Here is a 25,053-nt window from a genome sequence, read left to right on the forward strand (position 1 = left end):
TTAATAGTTAACTGATAATCTTAATAAAAAATTCCTACCCAAATCATCTGCAAAATATCGCTGACGATTTAAGTAATTTCTATAGTTTGTATTTAATATGTTGTTTATTGTTAATCCAACTTTTAGTTTATTTCGTTCTCCCAAAGAAAACTCCATACTAGTATCTGCATTTAATAAATGATATGCATCTGGAGGAGTATTGACCTCTAACAATACATTTTCATTTTGCTGTGGAGAAAACACAGGGATATTGGGCGGGTATTCATTTTGTCTAAAAAAATATTGACTTTCTAAAGAAACATTAAATCCGAACCAATTTTTGTTACTATAAGTAATACCGTTATTAAAAGTTGGCGCAGGGATATTAATCAACGCGATATCTTTTTCATTTTCTTTTCCTTTTACCATAGAAAAACTATGATCTGTTCTCCAGTTCTGATGCCAATTAGCGTAAGTCTTGGCGTCGACTCCTAATAATGTAACATTGGTTTGTCTATATCGCCATACAGGAAATGCTCCTCGTATCGATAATTCGAGACCTATAGGCTCTAGCAAAATATAATCATTTATAAAATTGGCATATGGTGCTATTTCCCATCCCCATTTTTCTGTATTCTTTTGTGCGGTTAGAGATATTTTATGAGATGTTTCCTGATCCATCCTTAAATCTCCCAACTCAATTCTGGCAGCCGAGTGGTGTAAACCATCACTAAATAACTCTGAAGGATTAGGAGCACGTTGTGCTAATGCATAATTAAATCTAAATTCGTAATCTTCTCTAAAAGTATATTGTATTCCGGCAGTACCAGAAACACTATGGTAATCAAAAACTGGATTAGTGAGCCATTGCGTATTAAAATCCTCAATAATAAGATCAGAAAAATCTACACCATATCCTCTTTCTTCCCATCTGGTTTTCAAATAAAACTTTTTAGCATCCATACGATTATAATCGTATCGAATACCTGCATCTACAATGATATCATTTGTTACGCCGTATTCACCTGTAATAAATGCTCCGACATCATACTTATCATAGTCGGGAATTAATCTTCTTACTCCTGTACTGGGATCTGCAAAATTATTCTGATATCTAAATAACACTCCTACATTCCACAGAAAATCAGGATTCGAATCAAATTTAAAATCTGAAGTTAGCGTATGTGTTTTTAGCTCAAGATCTATACTAGGTAATTTAGTAAGTTCTTCTGTTCTGCGAATATCAAACTCAAATCGTTTATTATATTGAAAATCATATTGTGTATTCCATTTCCCAAGTTCTTCAAAACGTTTAAAATACCGAAGACGTCCCAAATGGTGAGTAACTTCTTGCTTAGGATTATCAATCTCATAGGTAAAATCTCTAATAATTGCAGGTTGCTGTTCATTAATAGCATTTATAAGATCGTCTACATTACCAATATGAGATGTTGCTAATACTCCAATTTCATTATCAAAAAAAGAATAATATGCATCCCAGCCGTGGGTAAATTTATTTACTCCAAAAGATAGAGATGCTCCTTTTTGGAATACCCCTGTATTAGAGAGAATATAGTCTGGTGTTTCTACATCTCCAAAACGTTTTAACGATCCTTGTGCTTTAACAAACAAGCCGTTTTTGTATCCTTTTATCAATTCTGAAGAAATTGATCCTCCTCGTCCATTTGTAGCTCCTGCAACCAGAGTCTTACCAAACAATGTATCTTTTGAAGGTACTTTACGAGGTTCCATAATGATAACACCACCTATTGCGTCTCCTCCGTATTGTAATGCAGAAGCTCCTTTAACAACAGTAACATTTCCTGCTGTGTTAATATCTACATTAGGTGCATGTTCATCACCCCACTCCATATCTTGCATACGAACGCCATTATTCATGATCAACACACGACTTCCGCTAAGACCCTGAATAATCGGTTTTACAATCGTGGATCCAGTATTTAAAGACGAAACACCTGTAATTTCTTTAAGGGCATCTCCCAAAGAGGCACTGCCGTATTTTTCTATGATATCAGAACCTATAGTTTCTTCTTGAGCAGATGTTGTTTTAGTATCATTGGCTCCCGAAACTTTTACTTCTTCTAATTCATTAAGGTGGTGTTCTAAGGAGAAATCTTTTGAGGACGTTTTGCCTACATCAAGAGTTACTACCTGAGAATTACACTTTTCATGAGAAACAGTAAAAGCATATGCTGTTGCACATAAACCTGTAATAGAATATCTACCAGAAGCGTCTGTCACGATTGTACGATTATTAAATGTTATTGTAGCGCCTTCAAGGGGTTCTCCGTCATGAAAATCTATGACTCTGCCAGAAAGTATTTTATCACATTCTTGTGCCGAAAGGAGATGAATCCCTAAAAGAAACACAAATAACCAAGTGTGTCTTTTCATTTGTAAAATAAATAATAGATAAACTGATTGGTATGGATATACCACAGTTAAGTTTCGATAATAAAGTTTAGGTAAAACTAAGCTACAGGGGGAGCTTTGTTTAGAAAATTGTAAGCAACAGATGAATCAAAATATCGATTCACATAATTTGCTCGAACAATATCGGCAGGAACATGTACTGCTTCAGAAATAGTAACTGTGTCTGCAGATGTAAAATTATCATTATGATGATCAGAAGTAAATTTACAAAGAGTGCAATCTGTATCATCAGCATCATGACCCACAATATGTAAGTCTGCCAATTGAATGATACCGAAGAGTACCAAAAATACGGAAGCCAGTATTTGTCTATTAAACTTCATAACAACAAATAAACGAAAAAAAATGATTGCTTATTGTATTTTTTGGCTAATAAAGTGTTAAAGACCTGTAAGATCTATACTTTTTTGCACTATTAACTCAAGATGTTTTGATAAATTGTTGCCTTGCCAGGGATGTTTTACACCAAATATATGATCTGCTCCTTCTACTATATATAATTGACTATTGACACTCCAAGCATGTATATTTTTACTTTCTTGTATATCAACTGTTGGATCGCTTGTGCCATGAACAATCAAATGTGGTATTTTAATTTTTTTGGCAGCATTAGCGATGGTTAATCTATCTTCATTCTCTATAAAAGATGTATAAAACTGAAAATAATGCGGCATTTGCTGTTTGGTTCTTCCGTTTTCGATATAGGTTACTCCAGTATTCTTCCAGTACTCAAAGACTTTTCCTTTTGGAAATCGATTTTTATAATCAGAAACACTCGCCCATGTTATTAATTGCGTTACTCTCTTATCTTCTGCTGCTTTAATGGTTACGATTCCGCCACCACGAGAATGACCTATCAAAGAAATGTTTGAGGTATTAATTTCATTTCTAAATTTAAAATCTGAGGAAGTAGTCCAATCTATAATTGTTTCTAGATCATCTAATTCTTTGATATAATTATTATTACCAAAAGCTTCTAGATCAGGAAAGTCAATGGGTTGTTCTATAGTGCCTCCATTATGGGAAAAATTAAATTTTATAAAGAAAAATCCAGCATTGGCAAAAGCTTCTGCAACCAAATCCCAAGCACCCCAATCTTTAAAACCTTTATATCCATGGCAAAAAATAATAACCGGTTTTTGTACTCCATCTTTTTTGTAAAAGACATCTGTCAAAATTGGTTTTTGATATCTTCCTTTGACTATTATATTTTTGTTTTTGGCCATCATAATTTTAAATGCAATAGTTTAGTAATAACCTGTTGTATACAGTTATACTTCTTTTTCAATAAATGGGGTTTCAATATTAAAAATTTCCAGGATCAGTTTTTTTAACTGTAACAAATAATCATCAAATACTGCATTTGTAATTTCGTAATTTGCTTTCCCTCTTACGCTCTCTTTTGTTCCAAACTTAAGAAATCCTTCCTGAAGATTCTTAAATGAAATTATACCTGCCTGAAAGGCTTCTGAAATCGGATTTTCATTGTGTTGCATATATGCATATGCCAAAACCTGAATTACTTTGCTGTATTTATACTCATCGGTGATTATATCCCAATCCATAATAACAACATCGCTTCGACCTACTCTTCCTGTTTTATAATCTATTACTCGTACTTGTCCATCTAACTCATCAATTCGATCTACTTTTCCTTTAATATAAATAGGAAAATCCAACTCAGGAATATTCAATTTTGTTTTTAGATTACTTTCTATAGCCAGAATCTTTAATCGGGCTCCACTTCTTATTAATTTCTCCTCGGCTTTTAGGAAGTTATATACGTACTGCTTAGCTACTTCAAAAATTAAAAGATTTTTGCCTTGCGTGATATTGAGCTTTGTATATTCTTGCTTAAACTGACCTCGAAGTTCGATATCAATTTGATTTCTCATTGTATTGATGTCTTCTATAGCAAGAAATTTACCTTCTAATGGTTTATAAAAAGTTTCGAGTGTATTATGAATTACCGTCCCTAAAGTATTTGCGGCAATAGTTTCTTCTACCTCTTCGGTTTCTGTAACACCCAATACATATTTATAATAGAAATCCATTGGGTTTCTTATATAAGCAGTTAGTGCAGAAGGTGACAACCCATGAGCACTTAGTTTTTTTAGTTTTAGTAAAATAGCTTCATTTTTTCTAATCTGTAATGGTTGATTGATTAATTGAGGTACTTTTGCTGATACCACATATTTTGTAAGCTTATGTTTTGGTCTTTTATCAATATCTAGCTGAAGTAAGAACCTGCTCTTTTCTCCACCACCCACTCCTTCGTCTTCTGTATTATACAGTAGATATACTTTTTTAGCCCTTTGGATTAATCTATAAAAGTGATATGTATATATAGCGTCTTTTTCTTTATAGGTAGGGAGATTGTATGCCCTCTTCAAATCATAAGGAATAAAAGAATTCATGCTCTTTCCTGCAGGTAAAACTCCTTCATTAACCGAAGTGATAATGACTGTTTCAAAATCAAGACATCTGGATTCTAACATTCCCATGAGCTGTAACCCACTAAATGGTTCGCCAGAAAAATCCAGAGTTTCAGACATCATAATATCTTTATACAATGTATACAAAGATCCTATCGTTTTTAAATATTGATAGCTCGTATGTAATGTAAAAACTTTATTAAAAACTAAATAGAAATGATACACATATTCTAGTTCTAACTCGTCTTTTTTCTTATCCAGATTATTCTTGAGCAGTAGTATTATTTTCCTACAGTTTTCTAAAGCTATGGTGACATCTTTCCACGGTTCAAATAGTAATCCAAGAGCTTTCTTTTCCTTAGCTGGAACTTTCTCCTGTAGTTTGTCTAATGTTATGTAAACGATATTTTCTTTAGCAATGGTATTGATCAATCGTGTTACTTCAAATCCTAATATTCTATATGCCGGAAGGCTATTTAAAATTTCTAATACTAATTTATAATAGAATCCTTTGGGGCTAGAATTTTTATGAAGACTAAATAGCAACTCAAAAAATGCAGCTATTGGAACTTCTTTAAGAGGTAGTCCCATTGTAATATTTAGGGCTTCTATTGTATTGGGCAATGAATTAAGTAAGGGTTGTAATAGCGTTTCGTCTGCAAGTACCAAAGCTGTTTTTTCGACCTCAGATTTGGGTATCGAAGTAAGTATTTGACCAATAGATTTTGCTTGACCTATATTCTTAGGCACTCCTATTAGGGTAATGTCCTTTTCTGAAGAAAAATTGTTTTGTATCCATTGAAACGGTTTCTTTTTATAATATTCCCATTGATTTTTATATGTTCTTAAGAATAAAGACGCTTCGTGATAGGCATTTTCTACAAAAAACTGATCTGCATCCCAATATACCTGAGCAATGTCGGCTTCTAAAAGTGATTGAAAAATGATCTGCTCAGCATTATTAAGAGCATTAAACCCTACTAGGATATGTGTTCTATTTTCAGTATTAACATATGTTTTGATATCTTCTGATGCTTTTCTGTACAGCAACCCTTGATATCCAATTTTTTTTGAAAGCAATTTATTTTTAAAATTGCTGTAATAATCCATCAGGTTTTCCCAAAACCTAATATAATTTTTAACTAATTCTGTTTTCTCTTTTTGTAGGTACCAATGATTTAAGTCCTGTATTCCTGATAAATAAGTAAAGAAACTCTTATGATCTATACAATACCTATCGATTTCATTAAAATCATAAATTAGGGTCTGGGCCCAATTACTAAATGTTTCAAAATCCTCTTTTTCTAGGTGAGTATGAGTATTCAGATATGCTTCATAAAACTCAAATAATGTCTGAACATTATCAATTTGTTGAAGTCCTGACAATCGAACAATAAATTCTTCAATACTAAGGATTATTGGTGCAAAAAGAGTTTGATCAGGATATGTTTCTAAAAGTTCTTTTTTGAGAAAAAGCCCTGCTCTTTTACTAGGTACCAGAAAAATCAGATCGCTTATTTTTTCTGTCGTGCCCTGTACTTCTAGTATAACTTCTTTTAGAAAACTTTTCAAGTATGTATGATTTTATGTGCAAGATATTAAATCTTAAGACAAACCTGAACCTATTAAGTAGAATCGATCTTTGTTAAATTTTAGATGTCAAACTTTACTTTGGGATATCCGTTTAATTTTATAAAAATAAAAAACGTCCCGAAAATTTCGGGACGTTTTATTATTATAATCGAGAGACTTTTATTCTTATTTTACTAAGTTGATCTCTACACGTCTGTTTTCTTTTCTACCTTTTCTAGTTTTATTAGAAGAGATAGGTCTGTCTTCACCATAACCAACAGCTGATAATCTAAACTGATCGATACCGTTTTCTGTCAAGTAATTCTTAACAGAATTAGCTCTAGAGTCAGATAATCTTTGGTTAAGTTTAGCACTACCTACACTATCAGTATGTCCTTCTACTGTAAACTTAGCATTAGGATATTCTTTTAGTATAGAAATGATATCTCCAAGTACTTTATGAGACTGTTCTTTTATAGTAGACTTACCAGAATCAAACAAGATCGTTTTTGCGTACTCATTAAGAGTCTTCTGTACTTCTTCAGTTACTTCTGGGCAACCATTGTTTGCAACAGTACCAGCAACATCAGGACAGTTATCATCTTTATCTAATACACCGTCACCATCTTTATCTTGGTAAGGACATCCATTATTAGCAGCTGGTCCAGCTTCATTAGGACAACCATCTTTACCATCAGCGATTCCATCACCGTCAGCATCAGGACATCCATTAAGAGCAGGTAATCCAGCTTCAGTAGGACACTCATCTTTAGGATCTGGAACTCCGTCACCGTCAGTATCAGGACATCCATTAAATTCAGCAGTACCTGCAGTATCAGGACACTCATCTTTAGCATCAGTGATTCCATCACCATCAGTATCAGGACATCCGTTGAATTCTTCTAAACCAGGAACGTCTGGACATTCGTCATCTTTATCATATACTCCATCACCGTCAGTATCTTTACCTCCAAATGCGAAAGTAAGTCCTGCAGAATGTTGGAAATGAGTTGGAGGGTAACTACCAGTTTCATAATCTTCAAATACGTGCTTGTAAGTTGTTTGAAGGTTAAATGCTAAGTTTTCTGTTAACCAAAAGTTTAATCCAAGAGAACCGTTTAATGTTCCAGCTCCTTTTTCATCAACCCAAGCATAACCTCCACCTACACCTACGTAAGGATCAAACCAACTTGAAGAACTTCTAAAACTGTAGCTAATTTTACCATCTAAGGCATAATAAGATAAGTCGTCAACATTAACAGGTGTACCGTTTTCAAGTTCACCAAAATTTTCTATTTTGTTAACTGACCCTGCCGCTGTAAAGGCAAAACCACTTCCTATATATCTACCAACAGATAATTTGGAAACAGATGGAAGGATGTTCCAGTGGTCACTAGCATTAAAAAATTCATCGAAAATTTCTCCCTGACTGGTAAGGTCTCCCCCAGTAGGAAAGATGTCAACGGCATTAATGCCTATAGAAACCGCCCAAGGATTGTTTTCATCTTGTGCATTCGCCGTACTAAATCCAAGTACAAGTAACGAAGCCACTAAAAATCTGCTAAGATGTTTCATATTCAATAATTTAATTTTTAAGTGTTAATTAGAGCAAATGTAATATGTTAAAAATAACTGTCAAAGATAAATCTAATAAATTTTTCTTAACAAGCCAGTATATATCGCAGCTTTGGAGAGTGTAGTCGTTTTTTTTAACAGTTTTCTGGCCCCAAAAAAAGCAATAATTTTAACCTAACTAGAGAAAAATTAAAATATTTAGCTCAACAATTATGTTACAATTATAAGATAAAAATACCTTTTATCCTTAAATTTCTTTTAGTAATTGTAAAAATGACAGATTATTTATACGTGTTTTAAGGTGATATCGTCATTAAAGTAAATTAGAATTTTATCTTTTACAATGTGCCCTATTTTTTCAAGAAGTGATGCATAGCCCTGTATTTGCATTGTATGAGAAGTATTGTGAATTCCTGTTTTATAATCCATTATCGTCGTTAGATTATTTTTATCAATTACTATTCGATCAGGTCGAAATAATCTTCCATTAGAAATTATATCTCTTTCATTATGCACTGTATTCTCCAAAGAGAAGTATTGAGAAAGCTCTGGATGATCTACAATACCCTTTATTTCATCATAAAGTATTTCTTTTTCAGAAATAGTAATTTCTCCCTTTTGGTAGGCTTCTTCAACAACTCTTTCCACATCCTTATATGTATTGATAGAAGCCATAAGATCATGTATCAAATTTCCTTTTTCTATTGCACTCTGTTGAGACGTATCCCATAGTTTACCAGAATTAGTTACAATATTTACTTTATATTTTCCCGAGGAATCTTCGAATCGAGAAAGTTTAACCATTTTTGGCTTATCTTCTATATCTGTATTTATAACCCCTGGTCTTAAAGAACTACCAAAAACATACTCTGTTTTTTCAGAATTCCATTGATCCAAATGTTTTAAATATGCAATTAATTTTCCAGAAAAAGTATTTGGGTTACTTTCTCCTTTTGCATTCAATTTTAGGTTAGAAACAATATATAATTGCTCTTCTGCACGGGTAAGTACTACATATAATAAATTAAACGCATCTAATTCTAATTGCGCTTGTCTGTTTAAAACAATTTCTTCTGCATCTTTACCATACTCAGATATTGCTTTATTATAGTTAATAAATACTTCTTCAAAATTGCCGTATTGTTCACTATCTACTGCTAACCATATTTTAGGTTCTATTTCTTCATAGATATCTATATTAGCATATGGATAAATAACGCAAGGAAACTCTAGTCCTTTTGCTTTATGTATTGTCATAATCTGAATTGCCTCTTCTGTTTCTGGGGCAACAATGCTTAATTTATCTTTTTTTATATGCCAATATGCTAAAAAACCTATGATACCTTCTGTGTGTTTTTGAGTAAATGTAAATACTACATCCAGAAAAAATTGCACATATGCTATAGTGTTATCAGCAAGAGAGAAGCTCGTTATAATATATTCTACTGCATCATAAAGAGGTCTTATCGAAACCTGGGCAAGATCAAAATCAAGCCCTAAAATTTTAAGTTCTGAAGAAAATGTTTTCTTATCAACACCTATCATTTTTTCTAAAAACAAATGTTTTTCTTGTATTGAAAAATTTTCGGTTAAAAAATGTAATACATTGATTTTTGATTGCAGATGCTCTGGGTGTGTACACCAGGTAAGTAAATCGATAATAAATGTTACCTGAGGTGCATTCTTAATTAATAATGTTTCTGAAGAAATTATAGACAATCCTTTCTGAGTAAGAAAATCTGCGATAACAGTTCCTTCTTTTTGTTTTCTTACGATAACACATATTTCATTAAGAGGATATCCTTTTTTGTTTAGTTCAAGTATAGTCTCAAACACTCTTTCGGGATATAAGTCATTCTCTTGAGCTACATTTTTAGCTTCAATAAATGATATATTAACATATCCATCTTTTTTAGAGTTAACTTCTTGCTTATTCCCCAACACATATAATTCCCGATGTTTTTCATTTTTAAAATCACCAGATAAAAAGGTAAATAAGCTATTATTGAATTTAATAATTTCTTCGTGGCTACGATAATTTCTAGGGAGATTAAGAACTTGTTTTTCCTGTATTGAAAAAGGATTTTCATCAGAAGATAAATTAATAAATTGTTCTGCTTTTCCTCCTCTCCATCGATAAATTGCTTGTTTTGCATCTCCTACAATAGTAACCTGCCCTCTTTTACCTGTTAATGTTTCTGTTGACACTGCATTATCAATAAGAGGAATCAAATTATTCCACTGTAATTCTGAAGTATCCTGAAATTCATCAATAAAATAATCTCTATATCGCTCTCCTAAACGTTCGTATATAAATGGAGCTGGCTGATCCTTAATTGCCTTACTTATAATCGTATTAAATTCTGATATTAACAGAATTTTTCTTTCCTTTTTGATTCCAATTAATTCTTTATTAATTGCATTTAATACCGAAAGAGGTGTAAGGTTTTTGATAACATTCTTAAAAAAACCAATTTGTATTAATAGTTGCTTTGTTGTTAGAAAAACTTCTTCTACAGAAGATCTAATGCTATCGATTAGTTCTTTTTTATGAGAGTCTAACTTAGTACTATAGAAAGAGGCTTCTTGTATATTTTGTTTCCAGGCGGCTTTAAAATCCACTTTCACATCACCTTCTGTAAGTTTTAAAAAGTGGTTAGGAATTGAGCTCCGAGTAAAATCTGTATATTCTACTCCATGAGTTTTAATTACTTGTAAAATGGTATTCGACTCAGAAATGATATCCTTCTTACATCTGGCAACTCTTTCACTCAATTGTTTTTTCAGGCTTTCAAAATTGGCAATTGTTTTATGCGAAAGTTTATTGAGATGTCCTCTGTCATTTTCACTAAATAACAATCTGGCTATCTTATTAAGCTCTATAGTAATATCCCAACTTTTATCATCTTCGAGTTTGCTGATGGCAAAATCAATAATCAATTTGGTCAGCTCTTCATTTAGTCCTATTTTGGCAACCACTGCATCTACAGCTTCTTCAATTAAAGAATCTGTATCCATTTCGATCTCAAAATTCATAGGAATCCCCAAATCATGCGCAAATGTCCTGATCACTCTATGTGTAAATGTATCAATAGTAACGACATCAAATGCTGCATAATTATGAAGAATACTTCTAAGAATTCGTTTTGCTTTTTGTTTCAGTTCAAGCTCAGGAATTTTAGTCTCTACACTTAATTCATTTAGCAAATCTTGATATTTTGATGGAGTATCAAGCTCACTAATAGCGACAAGATTCTCTAATATCCTGGATTTCATCTCAGCAACTGCTTTATTTGTAAAAGTAATTGCCAAGATATTTTTATAACTATCCCTATACTCTCCTTTTAATAGGGCGATCAAATATGCTTTTACCAGGGTATAGGTTTTACCAGCACCAGCAGCAGCATTATAAACAATAAAAGCAGTAGTAGAATTCAATTCTTTTTTTTACTAAAATACTAAAACCCGAAAATCTTATACCATCGATTTCTATAAAATTATAATAACAAAAAAGTTGTTTTTACTATCCTGTGGGTTTTAATTAATTTATAACAATTATAAATTTTTATTCATCATTCGAATTGTTAAATTTGATGTCGCTTTTATTTTTTATTAATTAAAATAATAACATATGTCATTCGAATTACCAAAATTAAACTACGCTTTTGATGCGTTAGAACCTCATATAGATGCTCGTACCATGGAAATTCATCATGATAAACATCATGCCGGATACACTAGTAAATTAAACGCAGCAATAGAAGGAACGGATCTTGACGGTAAAACCATTGAAAATATTCTTATTAATCTTGATATGTCAAACGGAGCTGTTAGAAATAACGGTGGGGGATATTATAATCATAATTTATTTTGGGAGATAATGTCACCTAATGGAGGAGAAAAGCCTTCTGGTGAACTTGCAGATGCAATTAATGCAGCCTATGGATCTTTTGATGCTTTTAAAGAAACATTCTCAAAAGCAGCTGCTACTAGATTTGGATCAGGATGGGCTTGGTTATGTGTACACCAAGGCGGAAAAGTAGAAATTTGCTCTACTCCTAACCAAGATAACCCTTTAATGCCAGGTATTGCATGCGGAGGAACTCCTATACTTGCATTAGATGTTTGGGAACATGCATATTACTTAAACTATCAAAATCGTCGTCCTGATTATGTTACTGCATTTTTTAATGTAATTGACTGGAACGAAGTGGCAAGCCGATATGCTCAAGGAAAGTAAATAACAATACTTTAAACAAAAAGAAAAGAGTCACACTACAGTGACTCTTTTTTATATTAAAAATATTACGAAATGTCAGAAAATAAAAAAAGGTGGAAGAACCACCTTTTTTTGCCCCAAATCTACCATGAACTTAACCTACTTATGCTATGGCTTTGCTAATATAGAACGTTATTTCATAGTGAAAAAATGTTTTAGACGAAAGGTCAAAATAATTGTTGAAATACACAAATTAACCCTTTTTAACAACAAACATTTTTGTTTTTTTAATACGCTCTTTCATTTTTACCTTCAAAGAAATTTATAAAAGCCTTATTTACAACTCTATTTCCTCCTATTGTTGGATAATCTCCCGTAAAATACCAATCTCCCAAGTTCTTAGGGCAGGCTCGATGAAGATTGTCAACGGTCTGATAAATAATCTTTACATCAGCTTTTACTGATGTATCACTTAACAACTCTGATATTTTATCACTTATTTCCTGATCAGGAAATCCGCTATAGATTTCTTTTACAAAATTTTGCACTTCTGAGTCTACTAAGTTTTCTTGGGCTTTACATTTTTCATAAACCTGCTCTACCAAATCATAATTCCCATTTTCTTTTAAAAGTTCTAACGCAGCCTGAAATGCAATTAAACCTTCTAATCTAGCCATATCAATTCCATAACAATCAGGAAAACGAATTTGTGGTGCCGAAGAGACAATAACGATTTTCTTTGGATTTAATCTATCCATCATCTTGATAATACTCTTTTTCAAGGTTGTTCCCCTAACGATACTATCATCAATTATAACTAGATTATCTTCTTGCCTTACTACACCATAAGTCACATCATAAACATGGGCCACCAAATCATCCCTACTACTATCTTCTGTAATAAAAGTACGAAGCTTAGCATCTTTAATTGCAATTTTCTCTGTTCTTAATCTGTATGAGAGAATTTCTGATAGACGCTCATCTGTTAATGTCTCTTTTTCTGAAAGTATCGTTTCGTTTTTCTGCTTGTTTAATTCATCCTGAGCAGCTTCAACCATACCATAAAAAGAGGTCTCAGCTGTATTTGGAATAAAAGAAAAAACAGTATTTACTGTATCATGGTTAATTTCTTCTAAAACCTGAGGCATAATCAACCTTCCTAAACTCTTTCTTTCTTCATAAATCTCGGCATCACTTCCTCGTGAAAAATAAATACGTTCAAAAGAACACGCTTTTCGTTCTAGTGGTTCAATAATTCTATCTACAGAAGTTTCACCATTCTTTTTAACGATAATTGCTTTTCCTGGATCAAGTTCTAATACATCATCAAAAGCAACATCAAATACAGTTTGGATAACGGGTCTTTCTGATGCTACAACCACTATTTCATCATCTTTATAATAGTATGCCGGTCTGATCCCTGCCGGATCTCTTAAAACAAAAGCATCGCCATGCCCAAGCATTCCTGCCATAGCATAACCCCCATCCCAATCTCTTGATGATTTTTTAAGGATTTTCGCGACATTTAATCGTTCTGCAATTTGTGGAGAGGCTTCATTTTTATTAAATCCTTCTTTCTTTAATTTCTTATATAACTTGGCTACTTCAGAATCCAAAAAGTGGCCAATTTTTTCCATTACAGTAACGGTATCTACCTTATCTTTAGGATGCTGTCCTAATCGTACAAGATTATTAAACAACACATCATTGTTGGTCATATTGAAGTTACCTGCTACAATTAGATTACGGTGCATCCAATTGTTCTGTCTTAAAAATGGATGAACACTCTCTACACTATTTTTACCAAATGTCCCGTAGCGCACATGCCCAAGAAGGACTTCTCCTATGTAAGGAATATTTTTTTTCTGTAGTTCTACATCATCCGAATATTCTGGATGTTCTACCAATTCTTTATTAATTCTATCGTTAATCTGAGAAAATATATCTTGTATTGGCTGTGATTCACTCGATCGAACTCTACTTATATATCGTTCTCCAGGAGCAGTGTCTAATTTAATACTTGCAAATCCGGCACCATCCTGACCGCGATTATGTTGTTTTTCCATCATCAGATACATTTTATTTACTCCATAAAATGCACTACCATATTTCTCCTTATAATACTCTAATGGTTTTAGTAGTCTGATAAATGCTATACCGCATTCGTGTTTTAACGCATCACTCATTGTATTCCAAAATTCTAAATGTTGTTGTGTTAATCATAATTAAAAAAGCCCCAAACAATTACTTTAGGGCTATCCTTTATCAAGACAATTCTATTTCAAATTGTGTTAACTCTCTAAACTGCTGAAGTCGCCTTTGAACCTCATCTTTATTTAAATTCTCCATTCGTTCTGTACCAAATTTCTCTACACAAAAAGAGGCTAGATTTGAAGCATGAATAATTGCTTTCTTCATATTCTCAAATGAAATATCCCCAGTTTTGGTTAGATATCCAGAAAAACCTCCTGCAAATGTATCTCCAGCACCGGTAGGGTCAAAAACTTCTTCTAACGGTAATGCCGGGGCAAAGAAAATCTGTTCTTCATGAAATAACAAAGCTCCATGTTCACCTTTTTTAATCACGACATATTTTGGCCCCATCTTTTCGATTGCTCTAGCTGCTTTTACCAAAGAATATTCTCCGCTTAATTGTCTAGCTTCTTCATCATTAATAGTAATTACATCTACTTTTGAAATTACTTTTAGAAGATCTCCTAAAAAAGCATCTTCCATCCAAAAATTCATAGTATCTAATATCGTAAGTTTTGGTTTAGAAGTAAGTTGTTCTATAACACCAAGCTGCACCGATGGATTTAAATTTCCTAACATTATAATATCTGCATCCTTATAATTATCAGGAACTACAGGATTAAAATCAGCAAGTACATTAAGTTGTGTATCTAATGTGTCTCTTGAATTTAAATCATTATGATAGCGACCCCTCCAGAAAAAAGTCTTTCCTCCCTTTACAATTTCTACAGCAGAAGTGTCAATGTTTTTTTCCTGAAGTAGGGAAAGATAATCCAAAGGAAAATCTTCTCCAACCACAGAGACAATTGCTGAAGAAATGTTGAAATTAGAAGCAGAAAGTGCAATATATGGGGCTGCTCCACCTAAAATCTTATCAGTTTTACCAAAAGGTGTTTCAATAGCATCAAAGGCCATAGAACCTACAATAAGTAATTTACTCATACAACTAGCGTAATAATTTTTTTGCAAATATACGTTTTACTTTTAAGTAGTAAGAAGATTAATACAAAGGTTATTTTCTATCAAAAATTATAGATGCGTTTTTATGATTTTGTTTGCAATTTGATAAATATAGGTTAAGGAATCTATATTTTGTTACTTATACAGAAATAGTAAGCAAGTAATCCTCCTTTTACAGATTTCTTTATGATTTTAATTTCTTCTATTTTATCAATAACATGCTCTAAATCAAAACTTAAATTTCATATTTTATTTACTAAAAAAATAATTTTGACTTGTATTTACACATTTGTGAAAATGATAATTTTTTAGCACAAAACCCTTAATAAAATTAGAATTTTTGAAAAAAAAATTCAAAATGCTAAAATAAACTTAAAAAAACAGCGTTCTTTATACAATACAAACTCAAACTTATATATTAATTATGAAAAAATTAAATTTAGCTAAACTAGTTTTAGCTACGTCGCTTTCGGTTTTATTATTTAACTGTGAAAAAGATTCTGAAGGCATTTTTGAAACTGATCAAGATGCAACTGCAAAAGACGCTCATGTATGTATCGAAAAATGGAACACTAACAATTCAAAAGCTGCCAGTGTTAAAGATGTGCAATGGGAACCTGGTCAAACTATTCGTGTAAAATTCCTAAACGGAAGTAATTATCTTCAATCTAAAGTAAAGCAATATGCTGTACAATGGGAAGACCATGCTAACGTAAAATTCGAATTTGTTTCTTCAAACAGTAGTGCCAATATTAAAATTGGTTTTGGTAACTATAACAATGCAAAAGGGTATTGGTCATATTTAGGAACTGCATCTAATAATCAATCCCACAGTATGCATTATCAGTATTTTAATAATAGTACATCTGATACTGAATTTAGACGTGTTATAGTTCACGAATTTGGGCATGCACTTGGTTTGATTCACGAACATCAAAATCCTGTAGCAGGAATCAACTGGAATAAAGAAGTTGTTTACGAATATTACCAAAGAACTCAAGGATGGAGTAGAGCACAGGTAGACAATAACCTATTCAGACGTTATTCGGCAAGCACTACTAATTATAGTGCATATGATTCAAAATCAATAATGCATTACCCTATCCCTGCAGCACATACTACAGATGGTGTTGCCGTAGGAAGTAATACAAGACTATCTGCAACAGATAAATCTTTTATTGCTAGAATATATCCAGGTAGCACTAACCCTCCTACCGGTGATATCTGTGATGGAGTTGCTGAATATAATGGTGGTTTTTACTCTGTTGGAGATAAAGTGACTTATCGAGGAAATTTATTCGAAAGAACAGCTAGTGGTTGGAAACATCTTGGAGCATGTGGTACTGCAAAATCAAAAAGTAATACAGCAGTTACATATCCATCTGTTTAATAATCAATCAGATTAAAAAATCTAAATAAAATGTGATACATTTTATTTATCAATAAAAATGCCTCGGGATAACTCGGGGCATTTTTTTGTAAATTTTAGACTACTGTAAACAAATATTTTAGATCACTTTACTTTCTACCAAAATCTGCAGGTATTTCTCCCCATGCTTTGGTTTCCCATTTTACAATTGTAGTTGTATATGTATTTTCTTTGAGCCATTGTGTTGCTCGATCTACCAAATCAAAGACTTCTTTGTTTTTAGCAGTTCGTTGCAATTTTGTTCTACATGTTTTTTGTTTTACCCATCCAATTGCTATTTTAGAATCAGAATAAATAATACGATCACTATTTTTCTTTTTCAGATACGCAAGACCATGCACAAGCGCCAAAAACTCTCCTATATTATTTGTACCCTGTCTAAAAGGTCCCTGATGAAAAAGCTGTTTTTCGGTTTGGGTATCGACTCCTCGGTATTCCATCTTACCGGGGTTACCACTAGAAGCAGCATCTACTGCTATTGAATATAAATTAGGTTCTCCTATTTTTGATAATTGTGCTGCGGTAAGTGTTTTTTTGGGTTTACTCTTCCCTTTATAGTCCTCATAATCTCCGTTATATGCTTTTTTTGCTATATCAAAAGAGTCAAAAGACTTATATTTTGCGCCTGCATACCCCTCAACAGCAGCTTTACAATCATTCCATTTGGTATAAATTCCAGGCTTGTGTCCTTCCCAAACCACATAAAATTTTTCTTTCTTAGCCATTCTTATTAATTACTAGTTTATGATTGCTTGTTGATAAATGATTATGTGTGCATATTTTGCGTTAGGGATAGTAGTGAAAATCCCGCATCCCGAGCTATTCGGGAGAGGAATTGTAACGTATAGCCCGCTCGAACGCTATAATAAAGAATTAAAATAATAGTATATACAATATTCCTTCCGTTTCTCACTATTAACCTGAGTTCGATCTAAGAAAATTTACGTCAGTCAGAGTGATTTTCGATAGAAAATTGTATCGAAGACCAGTAAATTTTCAATCAAAAGCCTAATTTCGATACAATTTTTCTTCGTTTCACTATGAAAAATCACTCAATTTGATGACTTTTTTAATCAATCCCTTACATCAAAATCAGGTTATTAAGCACACTACTCATTACTTGTTTTATTAGCAAACAGGAGTTCTTTTATAACGATTGGAAAATGTTTATATTCTAATTGATGAATCGCCTGAGCTACATCTTCGGCAGAATCTTCTGCAGAAATTGGCGTTTTGGCCTGAAAAACTATTGCTCCCTCGTCATAATGTTCATTTACATAATGGATTGTTATCCCACTTTCTTTTTCTTTATTTCTAACTACAGCTTCATGCACGTGATGTCCATACATTCCCTTTCCACCATACTTTGGCAATAACGCAGGATGAACATTTATCACTTTATCAGGAAAAGCTTCAATGATTTTTTTAGGAAAAATCCATAAGAACCCAGCCAGTACAATAATGTCAGGTTTGGCATCTTTTAAGATATTAAGCACCTCATTTGTGTCATAAAATGACTCTTTGTCAAAGTGTAACGCCTTTACTTTCAAGGCATGAGCTCTTTTCAATACTTTGGCACGCAGGTTGTTAGAGAACACATGTGTAACCTCGGCAATTTTTCGCTCGTGGAAGTACTTAATTATATTTTCGGCATTGGTACCCGAGCCGGAAGCAAAAATTATAATACGCTTCATAGTATGATAAAATTGTTGATTAGAGAGCACAAAAAAAATAATTATTATTCAATTTTAGGTAGCAAAAAGCCAATACTTCGCTATATTTGATAAAATACAAATACATTTTTATGGGATTGTGGGGTTTTAAAATAAAGTTTTTTATTTTTGCCACCTAATTAAAAAATTAAAATTAAACATTATGTCAGACATTGCATCAAGAGTAAAAGCGATAATCGTTGACAAATTAGGAGTAGACGAAAACGAAGTTGTAAATGAAGCTAGTTTCACAAACGATTTAGGCGCTGATTCATTAGACACTGTAGAATTGATTATGGAATTCGAAAAAGAATTCGATATTCAGATTCCAGATGATCAAGCTGAAAACATTGCAACAGTAGGTCAAGCAATATCTTATATTGAAGACGCAAAGTAATAACTTCACGACAAAATATGAATCTTAAGCGAGTTGTAGTCACAGGACTAGGTGCATTGACACCTATAGGTAACAATATTGATGAATATTGGGATGGATTAGTAAATGGAAAAAGTGGTTGCGCTCCCATTACCTATTTTGATACCGAAAATTTCAAGACTAAATTTGCTTGCGAAGTCAAAAATTATTCTCCCACAGACTATTTTGATAGAAAAGAAGCACGAAAACTTGATAAATTTGCGCAGTATGCTATTGTATCTTCTGAAGAAGCTATAAAAGATGCTGCTATTGACTTGGAAAAGGTTGATAAATTTAGAGTTGGTGTGATCTGGGGTGCAGGAATTGGCGGAATAGAGACTTTTCAGGAAGAAGTAATTGGTTATGCCAATGGAAATGGAACACCTCGTTTCAATCCTTTCTTTATCCCGAAAATGATCGCCGATATTGCTCCTGGTCATATTTCTATACGAAACGGTTTTATGGGACCTAACTATACCACAGTTTCTGCTTGTGCTTCTTCTGCAAATGCAATGATCGATGCGCTAAACTATATTCGTTTAGGCCATTGTGATATTATCATTACAGGAGGAAGTGAAGCTGCCGTTACTATAGCTGGTATGGGAGGATTTAATGCGATGCACGCTTTGTCTACAAGAAATGAAAGTCCAGAAACTGCTTCTAGACCATTTGACGCAACCAGAGATGGTTTCGTTTTGGGAGAAGGTAGTGGAGCTCTTATTCTTGAAGAATACGAACACGCAAAAGCACGAGGTGCTAAAATCTACGCCGAAGTCGTTGGTGGTGGGATGTCTAGTGATGCATATCACATGACAGCTCCGCATCCTGACGGAATAGGAGTAGAACGCGTGATGCTTAATTGTTTAAGAGATGCGGGTGTATCCCCAGAACAGGTAGATGCTATAAACACTCATGGAACATCCACTCCATTAGGAGATGTTGCAGAATTGAAAGCTATTACCAAGGTTTTTGGAGATCATGCACCTAACATCAATATCAATTCAACAAAATCTATGACAGGACACTTACTTGGTGCAGCCGGAGCTATAGAAGCTATTTCTTCTATTTTGGCTATGCAAAAAGGTATAGTGCCTCCTACTATCAATCACACTACTGTGGATGAAAATATAGATTCTTCATTGAATTTGACATTAAACAAAGCTCAAAAACGTGAAATCACATACGCAATGAGTAATACTTTTGGTTTCGGAGGTCATAATGCTTGTGTGTTATTTAAAAAACTGAACGAATAAATGAATGTTATTCGAAACATACTAAATTCCCGCTCTGAAAAGAACGGGAATTTTTTTTCTAAAATTCAGAAAATAGTCGGTTTTAAACCCAAAAACATTAAGCCTTACGAAAAAGCATTTACGCACAGGTCTTTAAATTTAAAAGACAAAAAAGGAAATGCTGTTAATTTTGAAAGGTTAGAGTTTCTAGGTGATGCTATGTTAAGTAGTGTTATTGCTGCACACTTATTTAAAGAAGTACCCGAAGGGAATGAAGGGTATTTGACCAAAATGAGAGCCAAAGTAGTGAGTAGAAAACATCTTAATGAGCTGGGAAAAGATCTTAAATTAATTGAATTGGTGAGAACCAATATTCCTAAGTCTCAATTTGGAATAAATATACATGGAAATCTTTTTGAAGCTCTTATAGGTGCCATATATCTGGATCGTGGTTTTGTATATTGCGAACGCTTTATAAAAGAAGCTGTAATCGATCCATATGTTGATATCGAAAGCCTAGAAGGACAAATCATTAGCTATAAAAGCTTATTGATAGAATGGTGTCAAAAAGAGAAAAAAGTATTTAGTTACGAAGTATATGAAGATACCGGTAAGGATGAAATGAAGCATTTTGCCGTAAAGCTTTGGATAGATGACAAAGTAGTTGCAAAAGCGAGAGCTACATCAAAAAAGAAAGCAGAAGAAAAAGCTTCAAAAAGAGCTTATTTTGCATTTCAATCTAAAATAAATATCTAAATAACATTAGATTTTTCCTGCCAAACTAATCAAAATATATGCATATTAGAAAAACTATAATTTTTTATAGTTAAAAGATACTAACTCAATCGTTTTCGTAAAATAACTTTATCTTTAATTAAACTTGTTAGATGAATTTATTTGTATATTTCGCGTTAAATCGGAAATAAAAAAATAAAAGTGGCTGTTCAGCGGTTAGTATTAGATGCCTTTGCCGATGATGATCATGAACTCATTGCCATTCATTGTTCATTAGCTTCATATCGGTTAGCTTTTCTATTGAACAAAAATCTAAATCTAAAGCTCTATAGAAAAAAAGAAGATATCAATTTTGAGTATGATGATCTCTCTGCAAATTTTCCGCTGTACCAATATGATGATCATTTTCAATATAGCACATATAGCCTCATAGGGAATAAATTTCAATGCCAAATAAAATCAGAAAATCAGATTTCTGAAGGGCTATTTACTACTATTGAGAATACACATACCACAAAATATCTAATTCCAGAATTAAAAAATGTAGATTATTTTCTAAAAATTGAGACCGAAGCATCAAATTTTTCAAGTAAATCTTTACTTATAAACATGCTTACTATTTCACAAATTATAACAGCATATCCTTTAGAATATGCTACACTTAAATCAAAGAACAACTTAATATTCGAATAATGCCAAAACGTAAAAGAACTAAAATAGTTGCTACTCTTGGACCCGCGACAAGTAGTGAAGAGATATTAAAAAAAATGCTGGAAGCGGGTGTAAATGTTTTCAGAATAAATTTCTCTCATGCTGATTATAGTGATGTCAAAGAACGTATAAAGATTATACGAAAACTAAGTAAAGAACACGGTTATAATGCATCTATACTTGGGGATTTACAAGGTCCTAAATTGCGCGTCGGTGTTATGAAAAGAGATATCATAGCAAATGATGGTGATATCATTAATTTTGTGACCGGAAAACCCTTTGAAGGCAACTCTAAAGAGGTTTATATGAACTATGAAAGTTTTCCAAAAGATGTAAAAGCAGGCGAGAGGATATTATTAGACGATGGTAAGTTAATTTTTGAAGTCATCTCTTCCAACAAAAAAGACACAGTTAAGACCAAAGTAATACAAGGAGGCCCTCTAAAGTCTAAAAAAGGAGTAAACCTTCCTAATACTAGTATTTCTTTACCAGCACTGACAGAAAAAGATATAAAAGATGCGATTTTTGCATGCGAACAAGGAGTGGATTGGATGGCCTTATCTTTTGTGCGTCATGCTCAGGATTTAATGGAATTACAAGAGTTGATAAAAGAACATAGTGAACACAAAATTCCAATTATTGCCAAAATAGAGAAGCCTGAAGGAGTAGAAAATATAGATAAGATCGTAGCCTATTGTGATGGATTGATGGTGGCAAGAGGAGATCTTGGAGTAGAAATCCCTGCTCAGGAAGTACCTTTAATTCAGAAAAACTTAGTTCTTAAAGCTAAAACTGCAAGAATACCTGTGATTATTGCTACACAGATGATGGAAACGATGATCGATAGCCTTACACCAACACGTGCCGAGGTAAACGATGTCGCTAATTCTGTAATGGATGGTGCTGATGCCGTTATGCTATCAGGAGAAACTTCTGTAGGAAAATATCCAGTACAGGTGATTGAAACGATGTCTAAAATTATTAAAAGCGTAGAGAATTCTGAATTAATAACGGTTCCTCAAAACCCTCCTCACATCAGAACCAATAGATTCATTACAAAATCTATTTGTTATCATGCAGCTCATATGGCTAATGATATAAATGCTAAAGCAATTTGTACTCTTACTAATAGTGGTTATACGGCATTTCAAATTTCTGCCTGGAGACCAGACGCCCATATTCTAGTATTTACCAGCAATCATAGAATCTTATCTCAACTTAGTCTTTTATGGGGAGTAAAAGCTTTTTATTATGACAAGTTCGTAAGCACAGATGAAACTGTAGAAGATATTAATAAAATTGCTTTAGAACGTAAATTTGTAGAACAGGGAGATATGTTAATTAATCTAGCAGCAATGCCTATCACCGCAAAAGGAATGGTAAACACCCTTAGAGTATCACAAGTCTAAGGAATTCCTTCAATAGAATATTTTTAATAAAAAGGCTTCTTGTATATGAAGCCTTTTTTATGACGTTTGCTTTAAAAAAATAGTCTCTAAGTCTTCTATAGTAACTGGTTTTACAAGATAATCCTTTACAGTATTGATGCTTTTGGCCTTTTCTATATCTACAGGATTAATAGAAGAACTTACAATATATAGTGTAATTGTTTTTTCGAGTTTGTTTTTAATTTTAGTGAAATTATCCAAAAACTCCCATCCATCCATTACTGGCATATTTAAGTCAAGAAATATTATTTCTGGGATTGTCTTTTTATCCAAATTGGTTAAAATAGCTTCAAAATAATTAAGAGCTTCTTTGCCATTCTGAAATACCATTAAGTTTTTACAAAGATTTTTTGCTTCTACAATCCTTTTTACAAGATTTACATACATATTATCGTCATCAATAATACACGCTAATCCAATTTTATGACTCATGCTTTTCGGTTGTTTGTTTTTAAAATTCAATTATAAAAGTTGTCCCTTTATCTACTTCGCTCTCTACGGTAATCTTTCCATCTAGTGATTCTATCTGATTTTTTGTTAGAAATAGCCCAATTCCCACTGCATCCTTATTGTAATGAAATGTTTTATACATCCCAAATATTTTATCCCTATACAATTTCATATCAATTCCCTTACCATTGTCTGTGACTTTTAAATACTTTTTACTACCTATAGAATAGCTTTTGATTTCTACTACCGGATCTCTATCAGGATGTTTATATTTTATCGCGTTCGTTATTAAATTTAAAAGGATACTTTCTAAATATGCAGGAATATAATTAATCGTATTTAATTTACTAAAATCTGTCCTGATTTTAGTCTTACTCATAGCAATCATTTGCCCGATTCCACTGGTAACCAAATTAAAAGCATCCTGAAATTTGACCGAGCTTTTTTCCTGACCCTTATTCGTATGTATCGCTACAATTTCATTAAGGTGTTCAATGGTTGTATTTAGACTATATGATATCTGTTTAATTTCTTTGATCAATCCAATCTTTTCCTCGGGGTTATCTATATCTTCAATCAATTGCACTAATAAAGATAGATTACTGGTATGCGACCTGAGGTTATGAGATACGATATGAGCAAAATTGAATAATCTAGAGTTCTGAGATGCGATAATATCAATTGATTTTTGTAGGCTTAATTCTTTCCTTTTGATTTCATCTATGTCCTGAAAAACACCTCTAATTCCAATTATTTCTTTATTTTCATTATATACCGGCTTTCCTATGGCTCGTACCCAAAATTCTCTATTGTTAGCGGTTACCATTTTAATTTCAGTATTAAAAGGTGTTCCTACCATAGCACAATTAAAAAATAAATCTGCTGCTTGTTGCCTACAATCCTCTGCATAGTAATTGGCAGAATCCTTAAGGGAAGGAATATAGTCGTCGGCATATTCTAAAATTCTTCTGGTTTCAAAATCCCAGAAACTTTTCCTTTCCTCAAAATCTACATACCAACTCCCCGTAGCTGTCATTTGAGCAGTTTCTTTATAGTAGAAATTATCTTTTGTAATATCCTGCTCAGGCTCTAGCTTGATTTCAATAAAAAAAACAAGGCTAATCTTAGATTTTATATTTACCGGTAATTCATCATTAGTTGCACACCTATATAGTTTATAATTTCCTTTTTTATCAAGGATTTTTATATGTTGCTTAAAACTTACAGCATTACGTCGATAGCTAAAAAAATTATCTCTAAATAACTCGACATCGTCCTGGTGTATCAAGTGCTCTAAAAAATAATCTATTTTTGACTCTAGTTCATCTTTTGTATATCCTAAACTATCATAAAACTTTTCTGACCAAACCTCTCTTTCTGGATCATCATATAACTCCCAATATCCAGCATTGAAATCTTGAATTACATTATTAAAAAGTTCATTTTGAAGCATTCAATAAAATTTATCATAACA

At 32.8% G+C, this 25,053-nt stretch carries 19 protein-coding genes; 7 read left to right on the forward strand and 12 right to left on the reverse strand.

The annotated features are described in order from the left end of the window. The 6 genes from ATE84_RS03085 to ATE84_RS03110 all read right to left on the reverse strand — a co-directional run bounded on the left by ATE84_RS03085 (position 1) and on the right by ATE84_RS03110 (position 11,453). Positions 1-2,394, reverse strand: coding sequence for a TonB-dependent receptor (locus ATE84_RS03085; RefSeq protein WP_101445690.1), 2,394 nt, complete (start codon positions 2,392-2,394; stop codon positions 1-3). Between the two features lie 77 nt (positions 2,395-2,471). Further along, complete coding sequence (locus ATE84_RS03090; protein WP_101445691.1) at positions 2,472-2,756, reverse strand: hypothetical protein; 285 nt, start codon at positions 2,754-2,756, stop codon at positions 2,472-2,474. A 57-nt stretch (positions 2,757-2,813) separates the two neighbouring features. Further along, positions 2,814-3,662, reverse strand: a complete 849-nt coding sequence (locus ATE84_RS03095) for an alpha/beta hydrolase family protein (RefSeq protein ID WP_369828489.1) — start codon at positions 3,660-3,662, stop codon at positions 2,814-2,816. A 42-nt stretch (positions 3,663-3,704) separates the two neighbouring features. After that, positions 3,705-6,440 (reverse strand): PD-(D/E)XK nuclease family protein, encoded by a 2,736-nt coding sequence (locus tag ATE84_RS03100; RefSeq protein WP_101445692.1) that lies wholly within the window; start codon positions 6,438-6,440, stop codon positions 3,705-3,707. Between the two features lie 186 nt (positions 6,441-6,626). Further along, positions 6,627-8,015, reverse strand: coding sequence for an OmpA family protein (locus tag ATE84_RS03105; protein ID WP_101445694.1), 1,389 nt, complete (start codon positions 8,013-8,015; stop codon positions 6,627-6,629). Positions 8,016-8,300: 285 nt separating this feature from the next. Then, positions 8,301-11,453, reverse strand: coding sequence for an exodeoxyribonuclease V subunit beta (locus ATE84_RS03110; RefSeq protein ID WP_101445695.1), 3,153 nt, complete (start codon positions 11,451-11,453; stop codon positions 8,301-8,303). 193 nt (positions 11,454-11,646) lie between these two features. Between ATE84_RS03110 and ATE84_RS03115 the strand changes: the two genes are divergently transcribed. Further along, positions 11,647-12,255, forward strand: a complete 609-nt coding sequence (locus ATE84_RS03115; RefSeq protein WP_101445697.1) for a superoxide dismutase — start codon at positions 11,647-11,649, stop codon at positions 12,253-12,255. Between the two features lie 266 nt (positions 12,256-12,521). Here the strand turns inward: ATE84_RS03115 and ATE84_RS03120 are convergent, their stop codons facing one another. Together ATE84_RS03120 and ATE84_RS03125 are read right to left on the reverse strand one after the other, a co-directional pair. Further along, entirely contained in the window at positions 12,522-14,420 is a 1,899-nt protein-coding gene (locus ATE84_RS03120) for an amidophosphoribosyltransferase (protein ID WP_101445698.1), read from the reverse strand. Between the two features lie 79 nt (positions 14,421-14,499). Further along, on the reverse strand, positions 14,500-15,429 hold the full coding sequence (locus tag ATE84_RS03125; RefSeq protein WP_101445699.1) for a PfkB family carbohydrate kinase: 930 nt from the start codon (positions 15,427-15,429) through the stop codon (positions 14,500-14,502). A 442-nt stretch (positions 15,430-15,871) separates the two neighbouring features. Here ATE84_RS03125 and ATE84_RS03130 point away from each other — a divergent pair, with 442 nt between their 5' ends. Continuing rightward, positions 15,872-16,837, forward strand: a complete 966-nt coding sequence (locus ATE84_RS03130; protein ID WP_101445701.1) for a M12 family metallopeptidase — start codon at positions 15,872-15,874, stop codon at positions 16,835-16,837. Between the two features lie 128 nt (positions 16,838-16,965). Here the strand turns inward: ATE84_RS03130 and ATE84_RS03135 are convergent, their stop codons facing one another. Next, entirely contained in the window at positions 16,966-17,601 is a 636-nt protein-coding gene (locus ATE84_RS03135) for a viroplasmin family protein (RefSeq protein ID WP_101445702.1), read from the reverse strand. 384 nt (positions 17,602-17,985) lie between these two features. After that, positions 17,986-18,570: a phosphoribosylglycinamide formyltransferase gene (gene purN / locus ATE84_RS03140; protein WP_101445703.1), complete on the reverse strand. Its 585-nt coding sequence runs from the start codon at positions 18,568-18,570 to the stop codon at positions 17,986-17,988. A 181-nt stretch (positions 18,571-18,751) separates the two neighbouring features. Here purN and ATE84_RS03145 point away from each other — a divergent pair, with 181 nt between their 5' ends. From ATE84_RS03145 to pyk, 5 genes are all read left to right on the forward strand, one after another. Continuing rightward, the gene (locus ATE84_RS03145) at positions 18,752-18,985 is read left to right on the forward strand and encodes an acyl carrier protein (RefSeq protein WP_024768509.1); all 234 of its coding nucleotides are present in this window, start codon (positions 18,752-18,754) and stop codon (positions 18,983-18,985) included. A gap of 17 nt (positions 18,986-19,002) precedes the next feature. Beyond that, positions 19,003-20,256 (forward strand): beta-ketoacyl-ACP synthase II, encoded by a 1,254-nt coding sequence (fabF, locus tag ATE84_RS03150; protein WP_101445705.1) that lies wholly within the window; start codon positions 19,003-19,005, stop codon positions 20,254-20,256. Continuing rightward, the gene (gene rnc / locus ATE84_RS03155; protein WP_101445706.1) at positions 20,257-20,991 is read left to right on the forward strand and encodes a ribonuclease III; all 735 of its coding nucleotides are present in this window, start codon (positions 20,257-20,259) and stop codon (positions 20,989-20,991) included. Positions 20,992-21,171: 180 nt separating this feature from the next. Beyond that, positions 21,172-21,663, forward strand: coding sequence for an IPExxxVDY family protein (locus tag ATE84_RS03160; RefSeq protein ID WP_158237159.1), 492 nt, complete (start codon positions 21,172-21,174; stop codon positions 21,661-21,663). Beyond that, on the forward strand, positions 21,663-23,090 hold the full coding sequence (pyk, locus tag ATE84_RS03165; RefSeq protein WP_101445709.1) for a pyruvate kinase: 1,428 nt from the start codon (positions 21,663-21,665) through the stop codon (positions 23,088-23,090). Before ATE84_RS03160 ends, pyk begins: the two co-directional genes overlap by 1 nt. A gap of 57 nt (positions 23,091-23,147) precedes the next feature. Here pyk and ATE84_RS03170 read toward each other — a convergent pair whose 3' ends face one another. Both ATE84_RS03170 and ATE84_RS03175 read right to left on the reverse strand, forming a co-directional pair. Next, positions 23,148-23,561: a response regulator gene (locus ATE84_RS03170; RefSeq protein WP_101445710.1), complete on the reverse strand. Its 414-nt coding sequence runs from the start codon at positions 23,559-23,561 to the stop codon at positions 23,148-23,150. Positions 23,562-23,580: 19 nt separating this feature from the next. After that, entirely contained in the window at positions 23,581-25,032 is a 1,452-nt protein-coding gene (locus tag ATE84_RS03175; RefSeq protein WP_101445711.1) for a PAS domain-containing sensor histidine kinase, read from the reverse strand. Positions 25,033-25,053 lie beyond the last annotated feature (21 nt).

It is taken from the genome of Aquimarina sp. MAR_2010_214 (assembly GCF_002846555.1).
In the GTDB taxonomy this organism is placed as follows: Bacteria; Bacteroidota; Bacteroidia; order Flavobacteriales; family Flavobacteriaceae; genus Aquimarina.

Excerpts from the sequence above, each read along its gene's own strand:
- ATE84_RS03125 (WP_101445699.1), bottom strand. The coding sequence starts at position 15,429 with ATGAGTAAATTACTTATTGTAGGTTCTATGGCCTTTGATGCTATTGAA.
- pyk (WP_101445709.1), top strand. The coding sequence starts at position 21,663 with ATGCCAAAACGTAAAAGAACTAAAATAGTTGCTACTCTTGGACCCGCG.
- ATE84_RS03145 (WP_024768509.1), top strand. The coding sequence starts at position 18,752 with ATGTCAGACATTGCATCAAGAGTAAAAGCGATAATCGTTGACAAATTA.
- ATE84_RS03170 (WP_101445710.1), bottom strand. The coding sequence starts at position 23,561 with ATGAGTCATAAAATTGGATTAGCGTGTATTATTGATGACGATAATATG.
- ATE84_RS03135 (WP_101445702.1), bottom strand. The coding sequence starts at position 17,601 with ATGGCTAAGAAAGAAAAATTTTATGTGGTTTGGGAAGGACACAAGCCT.
- purN (WP_101445703.1), bottom strand. The coding sequence starts at position 18,570 with ATGAAGCGTATTATAATTTTTGCTTCCGGCTCGGGTACCAATGCCGAA.
- fabF (WP_101445705.1), top strand. The coding sequence starts at position 19,003 with ATGAATCTTAAGCGAGTTGTAGTCACAGGACTAGGTGCATTGACACCT.
- ATE84_RS03130 (WP_101445701.1), top strand. The coding sequence starts at position 15,872 with ATGAAAAAATTAAATTTAGCTAAACTAGTTTTAGCTACGTCGCTTTCG.
- ATE84_RS03105 (WP_101445694.1), bottom strand. The coding sequence starts at position 8,015 with ATGAAACATCTTAGCAGATTTTTAGTGGCTTCGTTACTTGTACTTGGA.
- ATE84_RS03095 (WP_369828489.1), bottom strand. The coding sequence starts at position 3,662 with ATGATGGCCAAAAACAAAAATATAATAGTCAAAGGAAGATATCAAAAA.
- rnc (WP_101445706.1), top strand. The coding sequence starts at position 20,257 with ATGAATGTTATTCGAAACATACTAAATTCCCGCTCTGAAAAGAACGGG.
- ATE84_RS03175 (WP_101445711.1), bottom strand. The coding sequence starts at position 25,032 with ATGCTTCAAAATGAACTTTTTAATAATGTAATTCAAGATTTCAATGCT.
- ATE84_RS03090 (WP_101445691.1), bottom strand. The coding sequence starts at position 2,756 with ATGAAGTTTAATAGACAAATACTGGCTTCCGTATTTTTGGTACTCTTC.
- ATE84_RS03115 (WP_101445697.1), top strand. The coding sequence starts at position 11,647 with ATGTCATTCGAATTACCAAAATTAAACTACGCTTTTGATGCGTTAGAA.
- ATE84_RS03085 (WP_101445690.1), bottom strand. The coding sequence starts at position 2,394 with ATGAAAAGACACACTTGGTTATTTGTGTTTCTTTTAGGGATTCATCTC.
- ATE84_RS03120 (WP_101445698.1), bottom strand. The coding sequence starts at position 14,420 with ATGAGTGATGCGTTAAAACACGAATGCGGTATAGCATTTATCAGACTA.